Below are 25,871 nucleotides of genomic sequence, written 5' to 3'. Positions count from 1 at the left end.
CGTGATCGACAGCGGAACGCGTTGACGGGTCAGGAAGGCTGCGGATCGTGACACTGCGGGAAAAGGCCGAAAGCCGCCTCGCCGGGGAGTTCGTGCCGGGGGAGCGGGTGCTGCACGCGCTGATCGCGTTTCGCGCCGGCGGCGTGCGGAAGACGATGGTCGCCGGCGCGGCGGGCATCGCCGGCTTCGCGGGCGCGGCCGGGATGGCGCTCGCCGCGCGACGCGGGCAGGCCGAAGCGCCGCAGGTGCCGATCTCGACACCGGGCCGGTTCCTCTTCGCGCTCACCTCGCACCGCATCGCACTGTTCACAGTCGGCGGCATCGTCCGGGCCGCACCGGGCAAGCCGTTGCAGTCGTGGCTGCTCGACCAGCTCGCGTGGGTCTCGGAACCCGAGCTGAATTCCGGGGTGGCGCAGGCGTTGCGGGGCCGGATCGGGGTTGTCGGCGAAGGGGTTCTCGGTTTTGAGTTCGCCCGTCTTCAGGCCGACGAGGGACGGTCGATGATCAAGCGGCTGGCCCGCGTGGTGAAGGAACTCGAAACCGGCACTGCTTTCTGACCCGGGGTGGCGCACTGCGTTCCTGGATCCGGGCCGGTTCGGCGGGTGCTGGTCCGAAGTGGATGATTCTCAGCTGCCGGGTCGGGCGGGTCATCGCGATGTAGAGGTCGTTGCGCTCCAGCGGTGGGGCGAGAATTCGGGCCCGGTCCGCGATCGGCACCGAATCGGGCTCCGGCCCCTTCGCCTCCCCGGGCGTCAGCACCGGCACGGCATCCGCCCGGTTCGGCCCGCCGTCAGCGCGGCCTCCCCGACGAGCGCACCGGCGCCCGCGCTGTCGTGATCGAGCAACTCGCCGTCCAGCGCGGTAGCCACCCGCGCCCGCCGGCTGAGCAGCACCGGTTCGCCCGCCTCGTCGTCGAACAACCCCAACCAGCCGGTATACCTCCGGCTCCCGTCCCGCATCTCCCACCACCCGAAACCGAGCCCGTCCTCGACGGCTTCGAGCCGAGCCGATTCCACGCGCAACGCGTCGAGCGCGCGGCGTCAGCCAGACGGCCGAGCCGGAACCTCCGCAGTCCGGTTTGCGTCGCAGCGCGGTTTTGTCGGTGGGGCCAGGTAGCGTTCCGGTCCGTGGACGTTCGGGAACGAATTCAGGAGCTCGCCGATCAGATCGTGGTGCTGCGCGACGCGTACTACCGCGGTTCGCCGATGGTGGCGGACGCGGAGTACGACGCGATCGAGGACGAGCTGCGCGGGTTGATCGAGGCGAGCCCGGAGCTGGCCCCGGACCCGAATCCGCTGGACCAGGTGGGCGGGCCGGCGGTGCTGCACGCGCCTGTCCGGCATTCGCGGCCGATGCTGTCGCTGGAGAAGGCGACGCGGCCGGAGCAGGTCGAGGCGTTCTTCGCCCGGTTCCCCGGCCAGCCGGTGGTCGTGATGCCGAAGCTCGACGGCCTGTCGCTGGCCCTGGTGTACGAGGACGGCCGCCTGGCGCGCGCGGTCACCCGCGGCGACGGGACCACGGGCGACGACGTGACCATGCTGGTGCGGGCGCTGACCGACGGCATCCCGCACCAGGTCAGCGCGCCCGGCCGGGTCGAGGTGCGCGGCGAGGCGGTGATGCTGCGCTCGACGTTCGCCGCCTACAACACCGCGCACCCGGACAAACCGCTGATCAACCCCCGCAACGCGGCGGCGGGCACGCTGCGCGCGAAAGACGCGGCCGCGGTGGCCGAGCGGCGGCTGCGGTTCTTCGCGTTCGACCTGGACACCGAGCCGGGCAGCGCGGAAACCGACCTGGGCAGCGGCCTGCTGGCGCTCGGGTTCACCGCGGCCGACATGCGCCGCTGCGCCGACGCGGCCTCCGCGCAAGCCGTGATCGCCACGATCGAGCAGCAGCGCAACGACCTCGACTACGACATCGACGGCGCGGTCCTGCGGCTCGCCGACCGGGCCGCGTACGCCGCCGCGGGCACCCGATCGAGTTCGCCGCGCGGGGCGCTGGCGTACAAGTTCGCCGCCGAGGAGAAGACGACCGTGCTGTCCGACGTGGTCTGGGACGTCGGCAAGACCGGCAAGATCGCCCCGGTCGCGTGGCTGGAGCCGGTGTTCGTGGGCGGCACCACGGTCACCCGCGCGACGCTGGCCAACCAGGAGGTCATCCGCGCCCGCGGGATCAAGATCGGCGACACCGTGCTGGTGCGCCGGGCGGGCGACGTGATCCCGTTCGTCGCCGGGGTGCTCGACGAGTCGAAACGCACCGGAGCCGAGCGGGAGATCGTGCCGCCCTCGGAGTGCCCGTCGTGCGGGCAGCCGCTCACCGAACAGGGCAACAGCCGGGAACTGTTCTGCACCAACGTTTCCTGCCCGGCCCAGACGGTGCGGCGGCTGATCCACTGGGCGTCGCGGGCGGCCGCGGACATCGACGCGATCGGCGGCGTGTGGATCGAACGGCTGGCCGAGGCCGGGATCCTGGAGCACCCCTCGGACTTCTACCGGCTGACCAAGGAACGCCTGCTGGAATTCGACCGCATCGGCGAGGTCTCGGCGACGCGGATGATCGAGTCGATCGACAACAGCCGCCGGGTCGGGCTGCGCCGGGCGCTGATCGGCCTGGCGATCCCGATGGCGTCGGAAGGCACCGCCGCGCGCCTGTGCCGCGCCGGGTTCGGCTCGCTGGAAGCGGTGCTGGACGCGGGCGTCGACGGGCTGGTCGAGGTGGAGGACATCGGGCCCAAGGTCGCCGCCTCGCTGGTGGAACACCTCACCCGGCTGCGCCCGGAACTCGAGCGCCTGCGAGAACGCGGAGTCTCCCTGGACGTCCTGGAGGAGGACCTCCCGCCGGCGGTCGTCGCGGGAGCGCCGCTGGAGGGCAAGACCGTCGTCGTCACCGGCGCGATCAGCGACCCGCGATCCGGGGAGAAGGTGCCGCGCCCGACTTTCCAGCGCCTGTGCGAAACAGCGGGCGCGACCACCGCGTCCTCGGTGTCGGCGAACACGGACCTGCTGATCACCGGCGCCGACGTGGGCGCGAGCAAGATCGCGAAGGCGGAGAAACTCGGCGTCGAGGTCGTGGACCAGGGGGTGATCTGGGAACAGCTGATCGCGGCCGGAGTGGCCTGACCCCGCGGCCGTCTCCCCGGCGGCGGAGGACTCGCCTCCCCGCCCTGCCGCTCGGGGAGGGCGGCCGCGGCGCTCGGTGGGCGAGGGCAAGTCTCGAGAACCTCGTGCGCGGCGAGCAGCCGTGCTCACGACGGCTTCCCGGAGCCCGCTCGGCACGAGACTGTCGAGAACGGAGCCAGCCGGGGGAATTCCCGCATAGTCCCGCGCCGCGAACCGCGGCCACGTACGATTCCGCCCAGAATCGACCATCCCCGGGGGAACGCCATGAAACGCCTCGCCATCGGCCTCGTCCTGTCCGCGGTCGCCGCGCTCGGCGGAGCGGGAGCCGCGAACGCCGCGAGCTACCCGACGTCGGACTTCGGCGGCGAAATCAGCGGCGGCCGCACCGGCGGCACGCTGACCTGGTACAACCGCGCGGTCGGCGTCACCGGCTTCGTCCGCGACGACCCGACGGCGGGCAGCACCACCGTCACCTTCGAGTTCCGCAGGCGGGCACCCTGTTCGACGTCCAGACCCGCACCGCCTCGAACGACCAGAAGACCTTCGGCTGGACCGAACCCGGCCCGTCCGGAGGATTCAGCATGGTCGACATCTACCTCGGCCGCAACGGCAGCAAGATCCTCATCGCCTCGGTGCCGCGCAAGGCCTGACCGAAGCCCGGCGTTCGCGAGACGGTTCCGGGGCGCCAGGAGAGCCGTCCCCGGTCGGCGATGTCCGCGAGACGGTGCTCCGGCGCGGGCAGTGCGGGCGTGCGAATCGCTTGCGGACGCCGGGCCCCTCGCGAAGTCCGGGCGGTCTCTGGCTGGAACTTCGGTCGCAGTCGCTCGCCCTGATCGGAGCCCGGTCGGCGACGTCCGTGAGAGGTTGCTGCGGCGCGGGCAGTGCGGGCGTGCGAATCGCTTGCCGAGGCCGAGCCCCTCCTGATGTCCGGGCGGTCTCTGGCTGGAAATTCGGTCGCGGTCGCTCGCCCTGATCGGAGCCCGGTCGACGATGTCCGCGAGAGGTTGCTCCGGCGCGGGCAGCGCGGGCGTGCGAATCGCTTGCCGACGCCGAGCCCCTCGCGATGTCCGGGCGCTCTCTGGCCGGAACTTCGGTCGCCGTCACTCGCCCTGACCGCCCCGAAGTCCGGCACCCGGCACCGGAGTTCCCGGATCCGGGCACAGCTTCACCGCGACCGCGGCCAGATCCGGCACCGTGTACTCGGCGTCCAGTTCGCTGACCGTCCCCAGCACCCCGACCACCCGCATCCCACCGGACCGCGCGGCCGCGACCCCGGCGGGCGCGTCCTCGAACACCACGCAATCCCGCGGCGCCACCCCCAGCTCAGCCGCGGCGGCGAGATACCCCTCGGGGTCCGGTTTGCTTTTCCGGACGTCGTCGGCGGTGACGAGCACGTCCGGCACCGGCAGCCCGGCGACGCGCAACCGGGCCCGCGCGACCCGGTCGTTGCCCGACGTCACGATCGCCCGCGCGGACGGCGGCACCGCGTCGAGCGCTGCCCGGCTCCCGGCCGCGCCGTGATGCCCTCCACGTCGCTGGCCTCCCGGTCCGCCAAAAGCCGGGCCTCCCGCTCGGCGTCCAGCCCCGGCGCCACGAGCCGGACCAGGTCGAGATTGCCGCGCCCGTGCGACAGTTCCACGACCCGGTCCGGTTCGAGCCCTCTCGCGGACGCCCACTCCCGCAGCTGCCGGACGATCGCCGGCATCGAGTCCACGAGAACGCCGTCGAGATCGAACACCACGGCGCGGCAGGACAGGACTGCCCCGCCAGGCAGAGTCAGGACGATGGACATAGGTACTCCAGACGACGCGGAAAAGCGGTCAACGAACGAAGAACTCGTGCGCGCGACTGAAGAGAAGCGTGCCTGGCCCGTCGCGCACTGTCCTGAATGGACACTGCCGACCTCCTCTTCCCGCGCTGTCAGCAGTTTACCCGCGAGTTTCCGGTTTTCGATTCGGACCGCGGCGGGGTTCAGCGGCTGGCCCGCCCGTAGCGCCAGACCGCGACCGGGACGGCGACGGCGACGATCGCCGCGCACCAGACGAGCGAGGTCAGCACCGGATGCTGGAGCGGGAGCGCGACGTCGGCCCCGGTCCGGAAGCCGGGGTTGCCCCACAGTTGCCGGCAGGCGTTGGTGATCGCGCTGATCGGGTTCCAGTCGGCGATCGCCCGCAGCCAGGCCGGCATGCCGTCGGTGGGCACGAACGTGTTGGCCACCATGGTGAACGGGAACAGCAGCGGCACCGCGTGGTCGGCCGCCTCCTCGGTTTTGAACAGCAGTCCGAGCATCACGCCGATCCAGCCCACCGCGTAGCGGAACAGGAAGAGCAGGCCGAAACCGGCCACGGTCGGCCACAGGCCCAGATGCGGGCGCCAGCCGACCAGCAGCGCGCAGGCCGCCACGGCCACGAAATTGAGCGTGCCCAGCAGCAGGGACGAGGCGGTGTGCCCGATCGGCACCGCGGAACGGGCCATCGGCATCGACCGGAACCGGTCCATCACGCCCAGCGTCAGGTCGCTGGCGACGGTCGTGATGGTGACGCCGACGCCCATCATCGCCTGCATGGCGAAAATGCCGGGCATCAGGTATTCGCGGTAGTCGCCGCCGCCCGGGACGCTGATCGCGCTGCCGAAAATGTAGCCGAACAACAGGACGAGAATTGCCGGGAGAATGAATTCGCTGGCCAGTTCGCCCGGCTGGCGCACGAGATGTTCGACTTCCCGGCGCACCAGCGTCCAGCCGTCGCTGACGGCCCATCGCGCCCGGGCCGCGAACGTCGTCGCCACGGCGGGGCGCACGGGAAGGTCGGGCCCCGGCTTCGGGGCGGTGCCGGTTCGCGCGGTCGCGGTCATGCCGCCGCCTCCCCGCCGGACGCTTCGGCGTGGTGCCCGGTCACCTGGAGGAACACGTCGTCCAAGGTGGGCCGGCGCAGGGTCATGTGCTCGATGGCGATGCCGGCGTTGTCCAGTTCCCGCACGATGCGGGCGAGCCCGCCCTCCTGGCCGCCGAGCGCGATGCTGGCCTCGCAGCGGTCGGGGTAGAGCGCCGGGCTGTTCCCGGTCGCCTTGCGCAGCACCGATTCGGCGATGCCCAGTTCCGCGGTCCCGGCCACCACGATGTCCACGTGCTCGGCCCCCACCTGCGCCTTCAGCTCCGCCGGGGTGCCGGTGGCGACGACCTTGCCGGTGTCGATGACGACGATGGAGTCCGCGAGCTGGTCGGCCTCGTCGAGGTACTGCGTGGTCAGCAGCACGGTCGTGCCGGTGTCGGCGAGGCCGCGCACGGCGGTCCACACCTCGGCCCGGCCGCGCGGGTCGAGCCCGGTGGTCGGTTCGTCGAGGAACAGCACGGCCGGCGCGATGAGCAGGCTGGCCGCCAGGTCGAGGCGGCGCCGCATGCCGCCGGAGTAGGTGGAGACGACCCGGTCGGCGGCGTCGGCCAGGCGGAACCGCTCCAGCAGCTCGTCGGCTCTGCGCCGGGCGGCTTTGCCGGTCAGGTGGTAGAGGCGGCCGAACATGCGCAGGTTGCCGCGGCCGGTCATCTTCTCGTCGACGGCCGCGAACTGGCCGGCCAGTCCCAGCCGGTAGCGGGCCCGGTCGGCGTCGCGGACCACGTCGATTCCGTCCACGAACGCGCGGCCGGAATCCGGGAGCAGCAAGGTGCTCAGGATGCGCACGGCCGTGCTCTTGCCCGCTCCGTTCGGGCCGAGCACGCCGTAGATCGTCCCTGCCGGAACGACCAGGTCGAGCCCGTCCAGTGCTTGTGTCGCGCCGAAGCGCTTGCTGATGCCCTCGACGAGCACCGCGATGTCCGATCCCACTGCTGCCCAGCCCCTCTGTTGATCCACTGTACGCGAAGTGATACGCCGTATCACCGTGGATACAGCGTATCGGCTTGCTAGAGTGGACCGCAAGGAGGCAGGTGGAACCGTGTCAGCTGAGGACGCCAAGCAGCCGAGGCTGCCGCAGATCTGGACCGAGGGCGGCGCCCCGCGCAAACCGATGCTGACGAGGGAAAGCATCATCGAGGCCGCGATCGCGCTCGCGGACCGGGACGGGCTGGGCGCGGTCTCGATCCGGCGCATCGCCGGCGAGCTCGGCGCCCGGCCGATGTCGCTGTACCGGCACGTGCCGAGCAAGGACGACCTGCTCGAGCTGATCAACGACGAGGTGCTCGGCGAGGAGCCGGTGCCCGACCAGCCCTCCGAGGACTGGCGGGCCGACCTGCGGCTGGTGGCGAACCTGCAGCGGCGCGTCGCCATCCGGCACCCGTGGTGCATCCAGACCGCCATCGGCAGGCCGCCGGTGGGGCCGAACGCCATGCGGATCAACGAGTTCGCCATGGCGACGCTCGACCGCTTCGGGCTCGACATCAACACGATCAACGCGCACGTCGACACCCTGAACGGCTACGTGGCCGGCACCCTGGCCGACGATCTCGCCGAGGCCGACAACGTGCGCGACGCCGAGGCGACCCCCGAGGAGTGGCAGGCGATGCTGCAGCCCTGGGTCGAGCAGCTGAAGGCGGGCGGGAAGCATCCGATGACCGTGCGCTTCATGCTCGAGGAAAACCACTGGGACGACGAGAAAAGCTTCGCGTTCGGAGTCGAGCGCGTCCTGGACGGCATCGCGGCGGCCTTGCCGGAGCGCTGATCCCGCCGCCCGGCCCGGCTCCATCCTCGCTCAAAGTCCGGTCGACCTCCGTCGGCGAAGCTGATTGCCGCAGCGAAGCCGACGAAGGGAACCGCCGTGCCGGACGCCCGACGCATCATCGACCTCAGCCACGCCGTCGTCCACGACATGGTGACCAATCCGTGGCTGCAGAAGCCGTTGATCAGCGAGTTCGTCACCCGTGATCAGTCCGCCTCGTTCTCCGAGACCGGGGTCACCTTCCACATGGCCCTGTTCAGCATGCCGGGGATGACCGGGACCTACCTGGACTCTCCCTTCCAGTTCCACGCCGACGGGGCGGACGTCTCCTCGGTCCCGCTCGAGCAGCTTTTCGACATCCCGATCGCGGTGATCCGGATCCCGGCGGGCGTGCGGCCGATCGGGCCGGAGCACACCGGGCACTTCCGGTACTGCGGCCTTTATCGACGATCTCCCCTTCTGAATCGCCTTCGTCAGGCCCGGGCCGTCTGTTCTCCGGAATTCACTCGGCCGGACGTGCCCGGGCGAGCTGATTCGGGTCCAGCCCCGTATTCGGAGCTGGTCCGGAGAAAAGGGGTCTTCCTGTTATTTTCCGACGACGCTCGGCAGGGTGCGCTTTCATCGGGCACTCTCCTTGGTCTTTGCTGCGGTATCGGGCGAAACTCCGGGAAGAATGGAATATCCGAATCGACTGTACACGTTTGGTCTTGGATCTGGCGCGCATTCTCGGTGATATGCCCTATATCCCCGGCTGCTTTTCCGGGCTCCGGCCGAACCGGCGTCCCGAGTCCGCGCCCCAGGCACCGATCCGGTGCGCCCCCGTTCTCGCGCACGCCTAAATCGAGGAATGGTGAATGGGGCACAAGAGACTGGCCCTGGTTTTTCTGGTCCAGCAGGGTGTCCGGGAAATGCCGCTCGAGTCGATGCCGCTCGCCTCCGGGTATCTCAAGGCCACCGCCGAGGCGGACGACCGGATCGCCGGCGAAACGGAAATCACCGGTCGACGGCGAGGGCGAGTTCGCCTTCCGGGAGCTGCTGCACGCCTGCCTCGACCGGGCCCCGCGCACCGGTCTCGGAGCGGTGGGCGGGATTTCCTGCCGCGACCCGGAAAGGGCGACGGGGACGACGCCGGCCCGCAAGTGATCGCCGGCCTCGACGAGATCCCGTCTCCCTTTCTCGCCGGCGAGATCTTCGAGTTCGACCTGCCCTCGACCTGTACTACAAGACGGGCGCGGAGAGTGCGGTCAACTCCACCAACCACGAGACGATCGTGCATTTCATGGGGATGAGCAGAGCCGCCGTGCTGGCTGAGGACCGCGACCGGCCCCAGAACAGCAACGGAAACCCCGGTCGGCCCTCGGCTCCCGTTTCCCCGTAACGCCGGGCGCCGGGCCTCGGCGTAATCGGTCCAGCGGCCGACGCCGTTCAGCTGGCTTCAAGACGAGGTTTCGTCTCCTCCGGCAACCAAGCCCGCATCATCTCCGCATACCGCGGTGCGGTGTCCAGCAGCTCCTCATGCCGCCCCAGCAAGGTCTCCCGGCCGTCCATCAGCAGTACTCGGTGTGCCCGGATCGCGGACGACAGCCGGTGGGCGATCACCACCAGGGCGCCTCCCCGGGCGGCGAAGGCTCGTTCCGCCTGGACCTCCGCCGCCGGGTCCAAAGCGGACGTCGCTTCGTCCAGCACGACGACTTCGGCTGGCGCGGCATAAGCCCTCGCCAGGGCGAGGAGCTGGGCTTCTCCCGCGGAAAGGCCTGCCGCGCCGGGGGCGAGTTCGGCGTCCAGGCCGCCCAGGCGGGCCAGCAGCGGGGCGGCGCCTACGGCCGCGGCGGCCGCGGCGAGGCGGCGGTCCGAGGCTTCGGGGTGGAACAGGGACAGGTTTTCGCGCACGGTTCCGGCGAAGAGGTACGCCTGTTGCGGCACCAGCACCAGATGCCGGGGGCGGTCGGCCAGTTCGCCGACCAGCGCGCCGCCCAGCCGGACTTCTCCGTGCTGGGGTTCGAGCAGACCGGTGAGCAGACCGGCCAGGGTCGACTTCCCGATGCCGCTCGGGCCGACCACGGCCAGGTGTTCGCCCGGGTGCAGATCGAGGTTCAGGCCGCGGACCACTGGTTCCGGGGCCGCGCCCCAGCGGAACGTCAGATCGCGCACGGTCAAGCCGCGCCCGGCGGGGAGCGAGATTCCCGGGCGGCGTTCGGGCGGGGCGGCGGTTTCGGCGAGCCGGCGCAGGGCGACCAGCAGGCGGAGCACGACCGTGGACGCGGTCGCGGCGAGTGCGCGCAGCGCGGGCTGCAGCGTGGTGGCCAGGTAGACGAGCGCGCCCAGCGCGGCCCCGGCGGTCAGTTCGCCGCGGGCGACCATCGACGGCGCGAGGGCGAGCGCGAGCACCAGCGGGACGAAACCGCCGAGTGCGACGATCACCGACCGCAGTGCCGCCGACCTGGCGACTCGCACCGCGGCCGCGGCTTGCCGGTCCAGTGCGCGGTCGGCGGTCAGCCCGGCGACCGGTTCGGCTCCGCAGGCGACGACGTCGCGCATCCCGGCGAAGATCGAGCCGGTGATGGCCGCGGTGCCTTCGTCGGCGAGAGTGAGCGCGCGCTGCCGCCGGGCGAGGGAGGGCAGCAGCGAGGCGAATCCGGCCAGCGCGAGCACGACCGGGACGACGACCGGCAACGTCAGCGACCCGGCGACGGTGACCAGCCCGGCGATCGCCGCGGCGGTGGTGACGACCATGCCGCGGGCCTGCACCAGAAGCCCGCCGGTGGCGTCGCGCACGACCTCGACGTGCTGGGTGATCCGCGCGACGCCGCGAGCGTCCGGTCCGCTCCGCGGCGGCGCGGGATCGTGCAGCACCCCGCGCACGACGGCGGTCACCAGCGCGTCGCGCAACGGCTCGACAACCTTGCCGAGCTGCCGCCACACCAGCCGGGACCCGAACGCGCCCGCGAGGGCGGCGAGGCCGAACACGCCGAGCCAGCCGAGGCCGACGCCGGGCTTGCCCGCGGCGAATCCGGTGTCGACGGCCAGCTCGACCAGCCGTCCGGAGAAGAACGCGGGCAGTCCTTCGAGGACGGAGCAGGCCAGGAGAACCAGCCCGCCGCGCCATTGCCCGGCGAGGGCGTTGCGGTAGAGCCGGCCGACGCGCACGGCCGCTCCGGGACCCGGGTTCACGTTTCCTCCGTGAACACCGCGCGATACCCCGGCAGCTGCCACAACCGCGCGTGCGGCCCCACCGCCCGGACCCGCCCCTCCGCCAGCCACACCACCAGATCCGCCCGGGCGGCCATCGCGGCCCGGTGCGTGACGACCACCCGGGTCCGGCGGCCCAGTTCGGCCGTCACGGCGCGTTCGGTGATCGTGTCCAGGCTGGCGGTCGCGTCGTCGAGCAGGAGCACTCGCGGATTCCGCGCGAGCGCGCGAGCGAGGCCGACCCGGGCGCTTTCCCCGCCGGACAACGGAGTTTCGGCGAGGGGAGTGTCGTAACCTCGCGGCAAGCGCACGAGGACGTCGCGAATCCGCACGGTCCGGCAGGCCGCGTCGACCGCCGGGACGCTGGCCCAGGAGCCGTACGCGACAGCATCGGCGACGGTGGCGCCGAGCAGCGCGGGTTCGGCGGAGGCATAGCCAACGACCGCCCGAAGTTCGTCGGGACGCACGACCGCGAGGTCGCGGCCGTCCAGCAGAGCCTTTCCGGCGTCGGGGCGGCGGAGCCCGGCCAGCACGGAGACCACAGTGGACTTTCCGGAGCCGGAATTTCCTACCACAGCGGCGAAACAGCCGCCGGGGATGGTGAGGTCGACGTCGGTCAGCGCGCCGGGCACGGTGACGCCGCGCAGTTCCAGCGTGCCGTTCCCGGGCAACAACCCGAGGGCACCGCGCGGCGGTGGCTCGGTTTCGAGCACCTCGGTGATCCGGTGCGCGGCCGAGCGGATGCGGGAAAGCGTGGTGAGCACCGGGATTTGCGTGACGAGACCGAGGCCGAGCGCGACGTAGCCGAGGGCGGCGAGGACGTCCCCGGCGGTCAGCCGCCCGGCCAGCACGCCGAAACCGGCGGCGGCGAGGGTGAGGATTTCCACCGTGGGAAGCAAGAGACCGGCCCGCCACACCATCCGCGCCTGGGTGCGCCACATGCCCTGGCCGGCGAGGTTCAGCCGGGGCAGCGGGCGCAGGACCCGGGCGGCTTCGGCGTCGGCGGCGCCGGACGCGGCGATCGTCCGCAGCCCGGCGACGGCGTCGAGCAACCGGGCGGACAGCTCGCCGGAAACCTGTTGGTAGGCAAGCACGTCCTTGGCCGTGCCGCGCAGGTGCGACCGCGCCAGCAGCACCGCGAAGGGGAGGCCGCCGAGGAACACCAGCGCGAGCCGCCAGTCCAAGAGCGCGAGCAGCACGACCGCGCCGGAGGACATGACGGCGGTCGCGACCAGTCGCACCACGGCGGCCGCGACGCCGCCGGCGGCCGCGCAGTCTCCGGTCACCCGGCTGACCGCGTCGCCCGGGGCGAACGGCGATCCGGTGCCCGCGGCGAGCAGCCGGTCGGTCACCCGGCGGCGGAGCCAGGCGCTCGCGTTGCTGGTCAGCCGCGCGGGAAGGGTCATCAGGACGGCGTCCGCGGCGATTTCCGCGCCGCCCACGGCAAGCAGCCACCCGACCGCCGCGGTGCTGCTTCGTCCGCTGAGCACCGCGTCGGTCGCCGCCGCGAGGGCTCCGGGCAGCAGCAGCCCGGCAGCCGCGGAGAGCAGCGAGGCGACGACGACCGCGGCGAGGCGGGGGCGGTCCAGGAGGGCGGCCGAGATCAGCAGGCGATCGGCGGATCCGGCCATGGCGCTCCCTTCGGGTGACGGCCGGCGGACCCGGCGGCGCGGCGACCGGCCTCGCCGCGGGCAGGCGGGGCAGAATGACAGGGCGGGAACGGCGCACTTGGCCTGCGCCGTTCCCGCCCCGCCCGTGCGGTCAGTAGCAGAGAAGCAGGCTGAGCGTGCTTTCGCCGCAGTACGCGCTGTAATGGCTGTGGCCGTGGTGGTCCAGTCCCTGGCCTTCGAGGGCTTCCGGGGCCTCCAACGCCTGCAGCTCCAGGACGTGTTCCATGGGTCTTCCCTTCTCTCGGGGTCCGCCGGCGCTCATCGGCCGGAGGTGTGCGGGGACGGTGCGGCGCCCAGGAAGGGCAGCAGTTCCGCGCCGTCCAGTAGTGCGGCGAGCGTGCGGAGGACTCCCGCGCTGCCGGTGCTGACGTCGGTCGACAGGCGAAGCAGCTGGTTGCCGGGGAAGGCCAGCCCGCCGCGGTAGGGGACGGCGTGCCAGGACAGCCGGGACAGGTGCAGGTCGATGGCCTCGCGGTCCGGCTCGTCGGCGAAGGACAGCGCGGCGGCGAGCCCGCACCGGCCGTAGAGCAGGCCCGGGTGGATCACGAACTCCCCGCGGCACGCCGCCCGCAGCCCGGGCAGGCTCCGGGCCGCCGCCGAGTCCGGCAGCCGGCGGGCGATCTGCTCGGCGACCAGCAGGATGCCGGCGCTGCCGATCGCCGCGTACGGGAGCATGCGCAGGGTTCCGTCGCGGACCTGCAGCGAGCCGTCCGCCGCCGGGCCGCATTCCTCGAGGTCGCGGGCCAGCACCCGGTCGGCGAGGGTGAGCCAGGACGGCTCGCCGGTGTGCTCGTGCAGGCGCAGGAACAGCAGCGCCGGTCCGGACCAGCCGCTGAGCAGGCCGGCCCTGGCGAAGCGGCCGGGCGGGTCGGCGGTTTCGAAGGCCGTCGCCAGCCGCAACGCGACGGCGAGCGCTTGGCGGCCGAATTCGTTGTCGCCGCGGGTCGTGGCGAAATGCAGGCGGGTGAGGCCGATTCCGGCGAGCCCGCTTTCCAGGCCGTGGTCGGTGGTCTGGTCGGCCAGCGACTGCGACGCGGCGAGCAGTTCGTCCGCTTCCGCGGAGTAGCCGAATTCCTCGAGCACGTACGCGATGCCGTGGCTGCCGTCGAAGAAGCCGGGCCGGGATGGCGGTTGCCGGCGCACCGCGGCCAGCAGCCACTCTTCGTACTCCGGATAACGGCCGGCTCCGGCCACGTGCAGCGAGTGCAGCACGCCTGCGGCGCCGACGCCGAACCCCGCGCCGCCGGAGCGGAACTGTTCGATGTCGCCGGGAAACAGCCGGTCGGCACGCTCTGGCGTGGCGCTCGCGAGGATGGCTTCGGCGATCTGCTTGCGCACCAGCGGCCAGTCCGGCCGCGGCTCGTCCAGCGCGGTGTGCGCCGCCGGCGCTTCGGTGCGCGGGGCGAGCACGGAGACCACCCGGTCGGCGTATCCCTCCGGCAGGGCGAACCGCTGCTGGGCGAAATCCGCGATCCCGCGCAGCTTGCTCGGCGCGAGTTCCAGCAGCATCACCAGCGGAAGGAACAGCCACAGCCGGAGTGCGGCCAGCGCGTGCTCGTCGATCTCGAACCCGTGCCGGTCGGCGGGCGCGCGGAAGCCCGGGGCGCCGAGGCCGGGACGGTCGCCGGAATCGGCGTCGAAGGCCAGCTCGAAGTCGACGAGCGACACCCGGTCGCGCTCGTCCACCAGGATGTTCTTGCCGTGCAGGTCGCCGAAGACGATCCCGTGCCGGTGGATGTCCGAGACGATGCGCTCGACCTGGGCCAGCACGGCGAGCGCGCGGTCGCGGTAGGCCGCGAGATCGCCTTCGGCGCGGGAGCCGCCGGTGAGCGGGTAATGCCGGGCGAGCCAGCTGCTCAGCGAGATGCCGGGCAGGTGCTCCATCGCGAGGTAGTGGTGCTCCCATACGGTGAACTGCTCGTACACCCGGGGGATGCCCGGAACGTCCGCGAGCCGTTCGAGCACCTCGCGCTCGCGGTCCAGCCGGGCGACCGCGTCGGAGCCGTCCCGGTCCAGCCCGGCGTGCGGCCGGGCCTCCTTCAGCACGACGGTCTTCCGGTCGACCCCTCGTTCGGCCAGATAAACGCCGCCGCCGTTGGAAAAGTGCAGGGAACCGGTCACTCGGTACGGGAACCGGGCGCCGTTCTTGCGCGCGGCGAGGCTTTCGGACAAACAGTCCGGAATCGGCGCCCAGTCCGGTACGGAAAAGGACGGTTCGCGCCGGTCGGGCACGAGAGTTCCGTCCGGACGGCGGATTGCCAGCACCCGCGTCCCGGCGTGTTCGGTCCACTGTTCGGCGAATCCGCCGTACCGGACGTAAAGCGGTCCTTCGCGGTACCGGAGATCGCTCAGAATATACGCTCCGTGCTCGCCTTCCAGCTCGGAAGAAAGGTCGCGGAGTATCCGGGAGAGCGCCTCGTCGGACTCCGGGTAAATCGTGATCAGTTTGCCGCTTCCCTCGCGCGGCGCGTATTTCGAATTGCGGCTGATCAGGATCGTCCGGGAGCGCAGGTGCTTGTACGCGACCCGATGCTCCACACAGTACCGATGCACGCGGGACAGCACTCTCCCGGCGTTGTCCAGCCCCGCGGAGACGTGGATTTTCCAGCCCTGCGCGGGAAGTTTCCGGCCGGACGGGCGCAGCGAACGCCAGATCCCGCGCGTCTCGACCGTCCATCCGGGTCCCGGCTGCGGCAGGCCCGCGGCCAGGTCGCCGGCCGCGCCCGGGGTTTCCCCCGGTTCGTCGAAGAACAGCGGATCGGCGAAGCAGAAAGCCTCGTACCGGACGTCCATGAAAACGGACCCTTCTCTTTCCCTGGGGAAAACCGGGCGACTTCGATGTCGGACGGTGACACCATTCCCGCACGAGGGGGGTGCCCCGGCCAATCCGCCAACCCGGGGGTTCGCCGGACCTCGTGAGGGTGACAGGGGCGGGTCCGGGTGGCGAAAACGGGAACTGCGGGTGAGTCATCCCTACCCGATCGGGGTGTAACGAAGACGTTTCCCGGCAGATCACCCAGGTCGGCGCGGAAAGAGCGGGGGAAATTGGCGGAAGGCCATCAACCCGTTCCGGTGACCCGGATTCCGCCGGTCGTCCGGTGCGAACCCGGTGCGGACTGGTCCATTCGGGGCGGCGCCGCGCATTCGCGTCGCGAACGTGGTGCATTCGTTACCGGAAAACGCCTCGCCGCACGCCTCCGGGCCGCGCAGGACTCCTTGTACTTGCGTTCGCGGGGCAGGGAACGCGGAACCGGCCGGGCAGGGCCTCGCCCGGCAGCCGTCCGTGACGGGAATCCTGCGGGAATCAGCGTCCCTCGGGTTCCCTCACGGCCTTCCGGGCGGCGCGGGCGAAACCCTGGGCGATCCAGTGAGCCCGCGCCGGAGAGCGTCACCCGGCCAGGGCTTTCCCCGGGCGCACCAGGCTTTCCAGCAGTTCCACCGCCCGCCGGGCGGCGGGGTGCTCCGCGATCGGCTTCTTCACCGCGAGGCTGAGGTGCCGCACCGGCGTAGGGGAGGCCAGCGCGACCGTCACGAGGCCGTCGGGCAGTTCGCCGATCCCCAGCTCCGGCACCACGGTCAGCCCGATTCCCGTTGCCACGAACGACATCGCGGTCCGGTAGTCGTGCGTTTCGACGACGAAGCTCGGCGAGAACCCGGCCTGCGTGCAGGCGTTGAGGAGCACCTGGCGGCACGGGCCCTCGCGCAGGTCGTTGTCGACCCAGTGCCGCTGCGCGAGCGCGGCCAGCGGCACGTCGGCCAGCCCGGCGAGCGGGTCGTCGGCGCGGACGACCGCCAGGTACGGGTCCTCGGCCAGCCGGTGCACGACGACCGACCCGGGGTGCTCGGCCCCGGTTTCCTCCACGAAGATGTCGATGTCCGGGTCGCCCGGCGTGAACTCGGTCAGCATCAGGTCCAGCCGCAGCCCGGGGAATTCGCTGCGCAGCGCGGCGACGGTCGGGGCCAGCCAGGTCGACCCGGCGGAGCCGAAGTAGCCGATCGACAGCCGGCCGACGCGTCCGGCGCGCAGCTCGCTGACCACCTGCTCGACCCGGCTGAAGGCCTCGAACAGCGCCTCGGCCTCGGCGGCGAGGGTCCGCCCGGCCTCGGTGGGCTCGATGCCGCGGCCGGAGCGCTCGAACAGCTGCAGCCCGGTCTCCCGTTGCAGCGTGGTGATTTGCTGGCTCACCGCGGACGGCGTGTAGCCGAGCGAGGAGGCGCTCGCGCGGATCGACCCTGACGCGACGACTGCGCGCAGCACGCGGAGCCGGGGAATGTCCAGCATGCGGCGAATGTACAGCACTCCTTAACGGAGGTACAGAACTCATCGCTTGTGCTGTACACCCGGTCGAGGCGACGATGATCAGGTGACCGATCTCGTGGAAACCGTTCACCCCGCCGGCAAGACCGACCTCGGCAAGATCGCGGCGGCCTCCGGGCTCGCCGTCGTGTTGTGGGCCTCGTCGTTCGTCGCCATCCGGAGTGTCGGGCACGCGCTGTCCCCGGCGCCGCTGGCGCTGCTGCGGCTCGCCGTCGCGGCCGTCACCCTCACCGGGTTCGCCGCGGTCAAGGGCGCGGTCCGGGTCCGGTTGTCCCGCAAGGCGTTCCTGCTGGTCGCGGCCTACGCCGTGCTGTGGCTGGCCGCGTACACCGTCGTGCTCAACGCGGGGGAGCGGCACGTCGACGCCGGGACCGCGGCGTTGCTGGTGAACCTCGCGCCGTTGCTGGTCGCGTTCGCGGCCGGGAAGTTCCTCGGCGAAGGCTTCTCGCGCTCGCTCGTCGTCGGCTCGCTCGTCGCGCTGGGCGGAGCGGCGCTGATCGCGACCGGAGCCACCGGAAGCAACGACTGGGCCGGTGTCCTGCTGTGCATCCTCGCTGCGGTGCTCTACGCCGCCGGAGTCATGGTCCAGAAGATCACGCTGCGCCACGTCGACGGGCTGACCGCGATCTGGCTCGGCTGTGTCGTCGGCACCGCGGCCCTGCTGCCGTGGACGCCGCAGCTGATCGGCGAACTGCAGGCGGCGCCAACGGGCGCGGTGCTCGGCAGTGTCTACTTGGGAGTGTTCCCGACCGCGGTCGGCTTCACCGCGTGGGCCTACGCGCTGCGCCGCACGGACGCGGGCCGGCTCACGATGGTGACCTACGCGGTGCCCGCGGTGGCGGTGCTGCTGTCCTGGCTGCTGCTCGCCGAAACCCCGACCGCGTACGGACTCGTCGGCGGCGTGCTCTGCCTGGCCGGGGTGGCCATCTCGCGCCGGCGTCAACGACGTCCCGAAGCCGACACGAGGGGATAGGACGACACGGCGGACCGCGGATCGGCGAGCACCTCCGGCAGCCGCCCGGCCCATCCGGCGTCGCTGCCCGCGCGTTCGAGGGTCCGGCCTTGCACAGCCCGGAAATCGTCGCGCTCGCCTCGTCGGGCGCGGCGAGCACGGTGTGCCCGCGCGGCTCTTCGAGGACCAGCCAGCCGCCGGGCGCGAGCGCGCCGGCGAGTGTGGCCACCAGCTCGTCCCGCTTCGGGAAGTGGATCAGCACCAGCCTGGCGTGGATCAGGTCGGACATCCGGTCGCTAGCGTTGTCGACGGGTACTCGTCGGCCATTCCGCCGTCCTGCCAGCACTGCCGGCAGGACGGCGGAAGTCTCAGCAGGTTTTGCGGACGTAGGCCGGATCGCCCTTCGGCGTGACGTCCCGGTCGCGCTGGACGACGCTGAGCGTGGCGCCCCACTTGGCGCACGCGTTGCGCAGGCCGGCGTCGGTGTATTCGATGACGATCACGTGGTTGCCGAAATACTGCGTGTACTCCGCGCAGTTGTCCTGCTCGCCGCATTCCTCGGCGACCGCGAAGTCAAGCCCGTTGTCCGCGCGCGACGAGGCCAGTTCCGAGGTGTTCTTCTGGGCGATGGCGAGGCCTTTTCCGTGCGCCCGCCCGGAAAGCAGCTTGACGAGGTCTTGGGCGTTCCGGGCGCTGAGCAGACCCTGGGAGCGGGTGAAGCTGTCGTAGTTGTCCGGCTCGATCGCCTGGTAGCCCTTGCGCGCGCACTCGTCGATCCACCCGCCGACCTTGGCCGCGATCCGGTTCCGGTTGTCCGCGGTGCGCAGGTCGAGCAGCGCCTCGTTCCAGTCGGGGTCCTTGACGACGTTGCCGTCGTCGTCGCGCAGGACGAGGTCGCCCCATTCGCCCTCGGCGCCGGGCTGCGCCTGGAAAGCGTTGACGTAGCAGATGTTGTACTGCCCGGCCTCGGCCGGGGCGCTGTGGTCGCGGCTGACGACCTGGACGCCGGCCGGCGGCCGGTAGGGGCCGCCGATCTGGTAGTCGAACCCGGCGTGCGGGGCCGGCGGCGAAACGTCCTTGACCTGGCTGTGCGGTGCGGGAAGCGGCGCGCTCTGCGCCGGGCCGGCGGCCCCGAGCGTGCACGCCGAACTGCCGATCAGCAGGGCGGCCGCCGCGGTGCCGCGAGAAATCCGACCAGGGAGCGAAGGCATCTGGTGACTCCAGCGATGGTGAGTACGGCCCCGCCTCGGACGCGGGAGAAGGCATCCTGGCGACTGGGTCCGGGCTCGCGGAAATCCGCATTACCGGCTGGGCGTACTTCTGGCGCCTGCCTGCCTGGCAGGCACCGGAAGTTTACCGGATCACCGCGGCGCGCCGTCAAGAGTCGTTAGCTGCCCAGTGTTTTCCGCAATCCGGGCTGGAGCGCGTCGCCGTGCGCGAGCACCATTTCGTCGCACAGTTCCCAGATGCGCTCGACCGGAAGCGCGGCCGCGGTGGCGGGATCGGTCATCGCGGCGTGCCGGATGTGCCGGGGATCGTCCTCGACCGCCGCGCGCACCACGAGTTCGGTCGTGCTCAGGTAGGTGCGGTTGAGCGCGGCCAGCTGCGGCGGAAGCGGGTCGACGCGCGTGGGGTGGATGCCGGTGGCGTCGGCGAGGCACGGCACTTCGACGGCCCCGGTCGCCGGGAGATTGGGGATCAGCCCGCGGTTGAGCACGTTGCCGTAAACGGTGCGCGGCGTCCCGGTGACGACACTGTGGATGATCTGCGGCGCGTATTCGTTGGTGCCCTCGACGGTGAGCGGTTCGTCGCGTTCGACGGCCTGGCGGGTGCGTTCGTATTCGGCTTCGTTCTCCGCCACGACGTCCAGGTACGCGCCGATCGGCAGCCGCAGCCGGTCGATTTCGCTGGCGTGGCCGAGATACCAGGGCACGTATTCGGAGGAGTGCTCGCTGGTTTCGGTGGGGTAGTAGCCGAGCCGCCGGAACATGTCGAACCGGACGCGCCGCCGCAGCTGCGGGTCCTCCGCGAGTTCGGCAAGCCTCGGGTACAGGTCGGCGCCCTGGTGCTCCAAGCGCAGGATCCAGGCCTGGTGGTTGATGCCCGCGGCGTGGTAGGCGACCTCGGACAGCGGCACTTCCAGCAGCTTCGCCAGGTCGTGCACCGTCCAATACACCGAATGGCACAGGCCGGCCACGCGGTCCGGGCCGAGCGTTTCGGACAGGTATTGCACGTTCATCGCCATCGGGTTGGTGTAGTTCAGCAGCCACGCCTGCGGGCACACCTGCGCGATGTCCGCGCCGAGTTCGCGCAGGAACGGGAAAGTGCGCAGGGCGCGGAAGATTCCGCCGATGCCGAGCGTGTCTCCGATGGTCTGCTTCACGCCGAAGCGAGCGGGAATGTCGAAGTCGACGCGGGTGGCTTCGCCCATTCCGATTTGGACCATGTTGACGACGAAGTCCGCGTCCGCGAGGGCTTCGCGGCGGTCGAGGTGTGCGGTGAGGACGGGTTTGGCGCCGCGGGCTTCGGCGATGCGACCGGCGGCCGCGTGCGCGGTGCGCAGCCGTTCCGGATCGATGTCGTGCAGCGCGACGTGCACCTGCGCCAGTTCGGGATAAGCGAACAGGTCCGCGAGCAGGCCCTGGGTGAACACGACGCTGCCGGCGCCGACGAAGGTGATCTTGGTGGTCATGCCTTTTCCGTTTCAGTGAGGTGGAGTTCGTTCCAGGTCGGTTGGCCGTCGATTCCGCCGCGCGCGAGCGTCGAACGGCCGCCGCCTTCGATCCCGGCTCGCAGTGCGTCGCGAAGCGGCAACCCGCGGAGCGTCGCGGCGAGGAACGCGGCGTTGAAGCTGTCGCCGGCCCCGACCGTGTCGAGCGGGGTGAGCGGCGACGCGGGAACCGTGACGGTTTCGCCGCGATGGTGGGCGAGCGCGCCGTCGGCGCCGTTCTTGACCACCACGGTCGGCCCCGGTGCGGCGAGCTGCGCCGCGGCGTCGAGCAGGCTCGACTTTCCGGACAGCTGCCGTGCTTCGGCGGCGTTGGGCAGAAGGAAGTCGGTGTGCTGAAGTACCAGCTTGATGCCGCTGGGATCCCACTGCCGGGCCGGGTCGTCGTTGGTGTCCAGCGACGTGGTCGCGCCGTGCGCCCGCGCGGTGCGGAACAGCTCCGGCAGCCCGGCGGCCAGCTTGGGCATCAGGAAATACGACGAGGCATGGACATGACGCGCGTTCGCGAGCAGCTCGGCCGGGACGTCCGCCGCCGATACCGCGTCCAGCACTCCGGAACTGGTGACGATGGCCCGGCTTTCGCCGCGGGTCAGGATCGCGGTGAGCGGGGTCGCCCGGGTCGGATCCACGGTGAGGGCCTGGGTGTCGACGCCCCGGTCTTCGAGGATGTCGCGGACGAAGCGACCGGCGGCGTCGTCGCCGATCCGCCCGGCGAAGGCGACTTTCAGGCCGAGCCGGGCGGCTCCGGCGGCGGTGATCGCGGCGGACCCGCCGAGCGTGAGGCAGCCGTGGCCGACGAGGTTCTCCCGTTGCCGGAAGTCGAGGTCCCCGGTCAGCGGCCCGAGGACGACGTCGGGGTTGACGTCGCCGAGCACGAGCAGGTCGAAGCGGTGCGGCATGCGTGGTTCCTCTGCGGGAGTGCGGTTCAGCCTTTGAGGCCGCTGGAGGTGATGGACTGGATGAACGTCTTCTGCGCGCCCAGGAAGGCCAGCAGCACCGGCAGCACGGTGATGACGTTCCCGGCCATCACCGCGGCCCAGTTGGTGTGGTGCTGTCCCTGGAAGGTGGTCAGGCCGAGCTGCAGGGTGTACTGGGTGTCGTGGTTGATCGCGATCAACGGCCAGGTCAGGTCGTTCCAGGTGCTGAGGAAGGTCAGCACGGCGACGGTGCTCAGCGCCGGCCGCGACAGCGGGAGCACGATCCGCACCAGCACCCGCAGCCGGGAACAGCCGTCGATCCAGGCCGCTTCCTCGAGCTCGCGCGGCAGCGAAAGGAAGAACTGCCGCAACAGGAACACCGCGAACGGCGTGACCAGCGACGGGACGATCAGCGCGCCGAGCGAGTCGATCAGGCCGAGCTTCTTCATCACCAGGAACGTCGGGATCATGGTGAGCTGGAACGGCACCGCCATGGTCGCCATCATCAGCCCGAGCATCGCCTTCGAACCGCGGAACCGCATGCGCGCGAACGCGTAGCCGCCGAGCGAGCCGAACACGAGGTTGGCGAGCACGGTCACCACCGACACGATCAGCGAGTTGGAGAACCAGCGCAGGAACAGCGCGTTCTCCAGCACGTACCGGTAGCCGGAGAAGTCGATCCCGGACGGCCACAGCGACGGCGGGAACCGGTTGATCTCCGCGTTGCTCATCACCGAACTGACCAGCAGCCATGCCAGCGGGGCGGCGAACACCAGTGCCAGCGGGGCCAGCAGCAGATGCCACGGGCTGAACGGGAGCCGCCAGCGCCGTGGTCGACGGAGCAGGTCGGGCAGTTCGGCGGCGGAAACCGGGGCGACGTGGGCGCGCGTGGTCATCGGGCCTCCTTGGTGCGGCGCAGCAGCCGGGCGCCCAGCCCGAGCGCCAGCAGCACGACGGCGAGCACGTAAGCGGCGGCAGCGCCGTATCCGGCGGTGAAGTTCTGGAACGCCTGCTGCCAGATGAAGTAGACGATCACCGTGGTCGAGCCGAGCGGGCCGCCCTTGGTGGTGACGTAGGTCAGGTCGAACACCTGCAGCGACTGGATCAGCTGCCACAGCGTCAGGAAGGTGGTCACCGGCAGCACCGCGGGCAGGGTCACGTGCCGGAGGATCCGGAAGGGGCCGGCCCCGTCCAGCCGCGCGGCTTCGATCAGCGACGGCGGCACGTCCTGCAGCGCGGCCAGGAAGACCACCATGCAGAACCCGGTGCCGCTCCACAGCGTGATGGCCACCAGGATCAGCAGCGCCTGCGACGGATCGGTGAGAAACCCTTGCGGGCTGAGGCCGATGCGGTGCAGCAGCGAGTTGGCGACGCCGAACTCCGGGTCGAGGATGAAGGAGAACAGGACGCCCTGCGCGGTCGCGGACAGCACGAACGGGACGAACATCAGCGTCCGGTACGCGCCGATGAAGCGCACCCGGCGGTTCAGCGCGAGCGCCAGCGCGAGGCCGAGCACGATGCTCAGCGGAACGTACAACGCCGTGTACAGCAGCGTGTTGCCGACCGCTTGGCCGAAGTGCGGGTCCTGCGCGAGCGCCGCGTAGTTGTCGACGCCGACGAAGCGGGACGGGGTGACCAGGTCGTCGGCCTGGAACGACAGGATCAGCGACCACACGACGGGCACCAGGCCGAGGCCGATGATGACGACGACCGAGGGGCTCAGGTAGGCCCAGGCGGCGGCGGTTTCGCGGCGGCGGCGGGATTTGGCGGCCGGAGCGACGGTGATCGGGCCGGGATGCACGGACATGGGCGGGAGTCCTAACGGGGGATGATCAGGGCGGCGTTGGCCGCGGAGGCGCAGTCGCGCATGGCGTCGGCGGGGGTCGCGCGCCCGAGCAGGACGGAGACGATCGCCGCGGCGACCGCCTGCGAAACCTGCGGGTAGGCCGGGTGGTTCGCGCGGACGTGCGAGTTCTCGAGCGAGCGGACGAACACGGAAAGCCCCGCGGTGTCCTGGGTTTTCCGCTGCCAGTCCGGAAGGCGCTGCGACGCGGCGCTCAGCGGGAGGCTGCCGGCTCCGATGTCCCAGACGACGTCCTGCTCGGGCGCGGTCAGCCAGCGCAGGAACGTCTTGGCCGCGGCGACGCGCCGGTCGCCGTTGTCGAAGACCGTCCAGGTGTCGGGTCCGGAGATGGTGATCGGCTTTCCGGTGAACGTCGGCAGCGGGACGATGTGGTAGTCGAGTCCCGCGTCGACGATGTCGGGCAGCTGCCACGGCCCGGTCGGCACCATCGCGATCCGGCCCGAGGCGAACGCCTGGTACATCTGTTCCGAGCCGGGCTTCGGGTCGAGGTAGACACTGCGGTCGGCGGCCAGTTTCCGGACGACTTCGAGTGCCTGCACGCCGCTGTCGGCGAAGCCGATGCTGCGGCCGTCCTCGCCGACGATGGTGCCGCCGAGGTCCCAGATCATCGGCCAGATCCGCCAGACCGTGTCCTCGTCGCCGGCGCCGGGCCAGGCGGTGCCGAACTGCCCTTGGTTCCGGTCGGTCAGTTTTTTCGCGGTGTCCACGAAATCCTGCCAGCGCCAGGAATCGTCCGGCAGCGGAACGCCGTGCTGCTGGAACAGTTTCTTGTTGCAGGCGACGGCCAGCGAGTCGAGCATCGCGGGCACCGCGCGGACCCGTTCGTTGACGGTGACCGCTTCGAGCGCGGGCTTCCAGAACTGGCCGTGCACGACGTCGCCCATGTCGGCCACCCGCGGGCTGCGGGCGATGCTGGCGAGGTCGGAGCCGAAGATGTACGCGATGTCCGGGTAGGAGCCGGACGCGAGCGCCGCGGTCACCTTCTGCAGCATGGCGTCGGCGAGCACGCCGCCGCCGAGGTCGATCCGGATGTCGGGGTGGTCGCGCTGGAACGCGGCGACCAGTTGCTTGAGGACTTTGAGGCCGGTGTCGTTCTGGCCGTGCCACATTTCGACGGTCACCGGCCCGGACGTGGCGGCCGGGGCTTCGGCGCACGCCGCGGCGGCGGGCACCAGCGCCAGGGCCGCCGTGCCGCGGAGAAAGCCGCGCCGGTTCAGAGTTCGCACGCGCATGGGTTTCGGTTTCCTTCCCTTGCGCTAGCGGGGACAGTGGGAGGGGGAGGTCATCTGCGGTTTCCTTCCGGCGGGGAAAAATGGGCGGCTGCCGTTTCGGGGAGGGGAGGAATATCGACCGGCACGGAGCCGGAGCGCAGGGAGTGCGTGGCGAGCGCGCCCGCCGCCACGGCCTCGCGGGCGGCGATCGGCGACAGTTCCGGCGGTTCGCCATGTACCACGTAGCGCAGGAATTCTTTCATGGTAAGGAGATCGGCGTCGGCGTGTCCGGCTTCGACGCCTTCGATCGGGTACTCGCGGTCGCCGTCGAGCGACCAGTTGCGGCGGCGATTCCACACTTTCACCACGCCGCCGCCGGTGTCGCCGAAGTTTTCCGCGCGGCCTTCGGTGCCGATTACCGTGTAATTGCGCCAGTAGTCGGGCGTGAAATGGCATTGTTCGTAGCTGGCGAGGACCCCGTTGTCGAGTCGCATGTGGACCATCGAGAGGTCTTCGACGTCGACGACCGGGTTGAGGCCGGTCTGTGCGGCGGGAGGCCAGTTGTCGAAGGAAAACCAGTCGTCGGCTAGCCGGTCGCCTTGGCCGCTGCGGTCGGGGAGGCCGCCGTAGACGGTCAGGTCGCCCATCGCCGTGACGCGGCGGGTGAAACCGCCGGCGAGATAGTGGATGACGTCGAGGTCGTGGCTGGCTTTCTGGAGCAGCAGGGAATTCACGCGGCTGCGGTCGGCGTGCCAGTCCTTGAAGTAGTAGTCGCCGCCGTTGCCGACGAAATGGCGGCACCACACGGCTTTCACCTCGCCGATCTCGCCGCGCGTCACGACGTCGCGGAGCGTGCGGACGACGGCCGCGTGCCGGAAGTTGTGTCCGATGTAGAGCGGCGTGCCGGTCTCCTGCGCGGCGGCGAGGACCGCGTCCGCGTCGGGAAGCGTGGTGGCGAGCGGCTTTTCGAGGTACACCGCCACTCCGGCGCGCAGCAGGTCGACGGCGATCTCGGCGTGCGTCCAGTCCGGCGAAGTCACGATCGCGGCGTCGACGAGGTTCGCGAGTTCCCGGTGCCCGGACACGATCTCGACGGCGCCGAACAGCTCGCGCGCTCGCGCCCGGCCGCGCTCGGCGGGATCGGAAGCGGCCGCGATCGTGGCCGCGACCCCGGATTCCGCCACATGCCGGGCGATCCCGGCCCGCAGGCCGACGCCGACCACGCCGACCCGCAGCACCCCGGGGTTTCCCAC

23 protein-coding genes are annotated in these 25,871 nt (G+C 71.1%); 5 read left to right on the top strand and 18 right to left on the bottom strand.

The annotated features are described in order from the left end of the window. The first annotated feature begins 47 nt into the window (after window positions 1-47). Window positions 48-557, top strand: a complete 510-nt coding sequence (locus F9C11_RS31550) for a hypothetical protein (RefSeq protein WP_409180997.1) — start codon at window positions 48-50, stop codon at window positions 555-557. A 195-nt stretch (window positions 558-752) separates the two neighbouring features. Here F9C11_RS31550 and F9C11_RS31545 read toward each other — a convergent pair whose 3' ends face one another. Next, window positions 753-1,016 (bottom strand): hypothetical protein, encoded by a 264-nt coding sequence (locus F9C11_RS31545; RefSeq protein WP_409180996.1) that lies wholly within the window; start codon window positions 1,014-1,016, stop codon window positions 753-755. A gap of 111 nt (window positions 1,017-1,127) precedes the next feature. Here F9C11_RS31545 and ligA point away from each other — a divergent pair, with 111 nt between their 5' ends. Beyond that, window positions 1,128-3,119: an NAD-dependent DNA ligase LigA gene (gene ligA / locus F9C11_RS31540; protein WP_409180995.1), complete on the top strand. Its 1,992-nt coding sequence runs from the start codon at window positions 1,128-1,130 to the stop codon at window positions 3,117-3,119. A gap of 341 nt (window positions 3,120-3,460) precedes the next feature. Here the strand turns inward: ligA and F9C11_RS31535 are convergent, their stop codons facing one another. The 5 genes from F9C11_RS31535 to F9C11_RS31515 all read right to left on the bottom strand — a co-directional run bounded on the left by F9C11_RS31535 (window position 3,461) and on the right by F9C11_RS31515 (window position 6,940). Continuing rightward, the gene (locus F9C11_RS31535) at window positions 3,461-3,592 is read right to left on the bottom strand and encodes a hypothetical protein (protein WP_409180994.1); all 132 of its coding nucleotides are present in this window, start codon (window positions 3,590-3,592) and stop codon (window positions 3,461-3,463) included. A 627-nt stretch (window positions 3,593-4,219) separates the two neighbouring features. Then, window positions 4,220-4,603 (bottom strand): HAD-IA family hydrolase, encoded by a 384-nt coding sequence (locus F9C11_RS31530; protein WP_409180993.1) that lies wholly within the window; start codon window positions 4,601-4,603, stop codon window positions 4,220-4,222. After that, window positions 4,576-4,911 carry a hypothetical protein gene (locus F9C11_RS31525; protein WP_409180992.1) on the bottom strand — a complete coding sequence of 112 codons (336 nt, stop codon included), beginning with the start codon at window positions 4,909-4,911 and terminating at the stop codon, window positions 4,576-4,578. Before F9C11_RS31525 ends, F9C11_RS31530 begins: the two co-directional genes overlap by 28 nt. A gap of 179 nt (window positions 4,912-5,090) precedes the next feature. After that, window positions 5,091-5,972, bottom strand: a complete 882-nt coding sequence (locus tag F9C11_RS31520; RefSeq protein WP_409180991.1) for an ABC transporter permease — start codon at window positions 5,970-5,972, stop codon at window positions 5,091-5,093. Beyond that, window positions 5,969-6,940, bottom strand: a complete 972-nt coding sequence (locus tag F9C11_RS31515; protein ID WP_409180990.1) for an ATP-binding cassette domain-containing protein — start codon at window positions 6,938-6,940, stop codon at window positions 5,969-5,971. Before F9C11_RS31515 ends, F9C11_RS31520 begins: the two co-directional genes overlap by 4 nt. A 109-nt stretch (window positions 6,941-7,049) precedes the next feature. Between F9C11_RS31515 and F9C11_RS31510 the strand changes: the two genes are divergently transcribed. Both F9C11_RS31510 and F9C11_RS31505 read left to right on the top strand, forming a co-directional pair. Next, window positions 7,050-7,772: a TetR/AcrR family transcriptional regulator gene (locus tag F9C11_RS31510; RefSeq protein WP_409180989.1), complete on the top strand. Its 723-nt coding sequence runs from the start codon at window positions 7,050-7,052 to the stop codon at window positions 7,770-7,772. Window positions 7,773-7,868: 96 nt separating this feature from the next. After that, a complete protein-coding gene (locus tag F9C11_RS31505; RefSeq protein ID WP_409180988.1) occupies window positions 7,869-8,912 on the top strand; it encodes a cyclase family protein in 1,044 nt (347 codons plus the stop codon). Between the two features lie 282 nt (window positions 8,913-9,194). Here the strand turns inward: F9C11_RS31505 and F9C11_RS31500 are convergent, their stop codons facing one another. The 5 genes from F9C11_RS31500 to F9C11_RS31480 all read right to left on the bottom strand — a co-directional run bounded on the left by F9C11_RS31500 (window position 9,195) and on the right by F9C11_RS31480 (window position 16,910). Continuing rightward, window positions 9,195-10,916, bottom strand: a complete 1,722-nt coding sequence (locus tag F9C11_RS31500) for an ATP-binding cassette domain-containing protein (RefSeq protein ID WP_409187014.1) — start codon at window positions 10,914-10,916, stop codon at window positions 9,195-9,197. Window positions 10,917-10,936: 20 nt separating this feature from the next. After that, entirely contained in the window at window positions 10,937-12,589 is a 1,653-nt protein-coding gene (locus F9C11_RS31495; RefSeq protein WP_409180987.1) for an ABC transporter ATP-binding protein, read from the bottom strand. 130 nt (window positions 12,590-12,719) lie between these two features. Beyond that, window positions 12,720-12,854 carry a class III lanthipeptide gene (locus F9C11_RS31490; RefSeq protein WP_409180986.1) on the bottom strand — a complete coding sequence of 45 codons (135 nt, stop codon included), beginning with the start codon at window positions 12,852-12,854 and terminating at the stop codon, window positions 12,720-12,722. A 32-nt stretch (window positions 12,855-12,886) separates the two neighbouring features. Then, window positions 12,887-15,421, bottom strand: a complete 2,535-nt coding sequence (gene lanKC / locus F9C11_RS31485) for a class III lanthionine synthetase LanKC (protein WP_409180985.1) — start codon at window positions 15,419-15,421, stop codon at window positions 12,887-12,889. A gap of 595 nt (window positions 15,422-16,016) precedes the next feature. Beyond that, the gene (locus F9C11_RS31480; RefSeq protein WP_409180984.1) at window positions 16,017-16,910 is read right to left on the bottom strand and encodes a LysR family transcriptional regulator; all 894 of its coding nucleotides are present in this window, start codon (window positions 16,908-16,910) and stop codon (window positions 16,017-16,019) included. An 82-nt stretch (window positions 16,911-16,992) separates the two neighbouring features. On the opposite strand from F9C11_RS31480, the gene F9C11_RS31475 reads away from it, so the two are divergent. After that, the gene (locus F9C11_RS31475; RefSeq protein ID WP_409180983.1) at window positions 16,993-17,919 is read left to right on the top strand and encodes a DMT family transporter; all 927 of its coding nucleotides are present in this window, start codon (window positions 16,993-16,995) and stop codon (window positions 17,917-17,919) included. A 347-nt stretch (window positions 17,920-18,266) separates the two neighbouring features. Here the strand turns inward: F9C11_RS31475 and F9C11_RS31470 are convergent, their stop codons facing one another. The 7 genes from F9C11_RS31470 to F9C11_RS31440 all read right to left on the bottom strand — a co-directional run bounded on the left by F9C11_RS31470 (window position 18,267) and on the right by F9C11_RS31440 (window position 25,871). Continuing rightward, window positions 18,267-19,109 carry an endo alpha-1,4 polygalactosaminidase gene (locus tag F9C11_RS31470; RefSeq protein ID WP_409180982.1) on the bottom strand — a complete coding sequence of 281 codons (843 nt, stop codon included), beginning with the start codon at window positions 19,107-19,109 and terminating at the stop codon, window positions 18,267-18,269. Between the two features lie 176 nt (window positions 19,110-19,285). After that, on the bottom strand, window positions 19,286-20,590 hold the full coding sequence (locus tag F9C11_RS31465; RefSeq protein WP_409180981.1) for an alpha-glucosidase/alpha-galactosidase: 1,305 nt from the start codon (window positions 20,588-20,590) through the stop codon (window positions 19,286-19,288). After that, window positions 20,587-21,525, bottom strand: coding sequence for a carbohydrate kinase family protein (locus tag F9C11_RS31460; RefSeq protein WP_409180980.1), 939 nt, complete (start codon window positions 21,523-21,525; stop codon window positions 20,587-20,589). The genes F9C11_RS31465 and F9C11_RS31460 overlap by 4 nt, the downstream gene beginning before the upstream one ends. A gap of 26 nt (window positions 21,526-21,551) precedes the next feature. Then, the gene (locus F9C11_RS31455) at window positions 21,552-22,439 is read right to left on the bottom strand and encodes a carbohydrate ABC transporter permease (protein ID WP_409180979.1); all 888 of its coding nucleotides are present in this window, start codon (window positions 22,437-22,439) and stop codon (window positions 21,552-21,554) included. Then, window positions 22,436-23,350, bottom strand: a complete 915-nt coding sequence (locus F9C11_RS31450; protein WP_409180978.1) for a carbohydrate ABC transporter permease — start codon at window positions 23,348-23,350, stop codon at window positions 22,436-22,438. Before F9C11_RS31450 ends, F9C11_RS31455 begins: the two co-directional genes overlap by 4 nt. An 11-nt stretch (window positions 23,351-23,361) precedes the next feature. Next, window positions 23,362-24,639 carry an ABC transporter substrate-binding protein gene (locus F9C11_RS31445; protein ID WP_409180977.1) on the bottom strand — a complete coding sequence of 426 codons (1,278 nt, stop codon included), beginning with the start codon at window positions 24,637-24,639 and terminating at the stop codon, window positions 23,362-23,364. A gap of 50 nt (window positions 24,640-24,689) precedes the next feature. Continuing rightward, entirely contained in the window at window positions 24,690-25,871 is a 1,182-nt protein-coding gene (locus tag F9C11_RS31440) for a Gfo/Idh/MocA family protein (protein WP_409180976.1), read from the bottom strand.

Origin of the sequence: Amycolatopsis sp. VS8301801F10 (genome assembly GCF_046195355.1) — a bacterium.
Classification (GTDB): Bacteria; Actinomycetota; Actinomycetes; order Mycobacteriales; family Pseudonocardiaceae; genus Amycolatopsis.
The sequence above is the reverse complement of the archived record's forward strand: the minus strand, read 5'-3'. Positions and strand labels throughout refer to the sequence as shown.

What these genes read in the sequence shown, in the direction of transcription:
- F9C11_RS31525 (WP_409180992.1), bottom strand. Translation starts at nt 4,911, where the DNA reads ATGTCCATCGTCCTGACTCTGCCTGGCGGGGCAGTCCTGTCCTGCCGC.
- F9C11_RS31520 (WP_409180991.1), bottom strand. Translation starts at nt 5,972, where the DNA reads ATGACCGCGACCGCGCGAACCGGCACCGCCCCGAAGCCGGGGCCCGAC.
- F9C11_RS31495 (WP_409180987.1), bottom strand. Translation starts at nt 12,589, where the DNA reads ATGGCCGGATCCGCCGATCGCCTGCTGATCTCGGCCGCCCTCCTGGAC.
- F9C11_RS31490 (WP_409180986.1), bottom strand. Translation starts at nt 12,854, where the DNA reads ATGGAACACGTCCTGGAGCTGCAGGCGTTGGAGGCCCCGGAAGCCCTC.
- lanKC (WP_409180985.1), bottom strand. Translation starts at nt 15,421, where the DNA reads ATGGACGTCCGGTACGAGGCTTTCTGCTTCGCCGATCCGCTGTTCTTC.
- F9C11_RS31480 (WP_409180984.1), bottom strand. Translation starts at nt 16,910, where the DNA reads ATGCTGGACATTCCCCGGCTCCGCGTGCTGCGCGCAGTCGTCGCGTCA.
- F9C11_RS31470 (WP_409180982.1), bottom strand. Translation starts at nt 19,109, where the DNA reads ATGCCTTCGCTCCCTGGTCGGATTTCTCGCGGCACCGCGGCGGCCGCC.
- F9C11_RS31465 (WP_409180981.1), bottom strand. Translation starts at nt 20,590, where the DNA reads ATGACCACCAAGATCACCTTCGTCGGCGCCGGCAGCGTCGTGTTCACC.
- F9C11_RS31460 (WP_409180980.1), bottom strand. Translation starts at nt 21,525, where the DNA reads ATGCCGCACCGCTTCGACCTGCTCGTGCTCGGCGACGTCAACCCCGAC.
- F9C11_RS31455 (WP_409180979.1), bottom strand. Translation starts at nt 22,439, where the DNA reads ATGACCACGCGCGCCCACGTCGCCCCGGTTTCCGCCGCCGAACTGCCC.
- F9C11_RS31450 (WP_409180978.1), bottom strand. Translation starts at nt 23,350, where the DNA reads ATGTCCGTGCATCCCGGCCCGATCACCGTCGCTCCGGCCGCCAAATCC.
- F9C11_RS31445 (WP_409180977.1), bottom strand. Translation starts at nt 24,639, where the DNA reads ATGCGCGTGCGAACTCTGAACCGGCGCGGCTTTCTCCGCGGCACGGCG.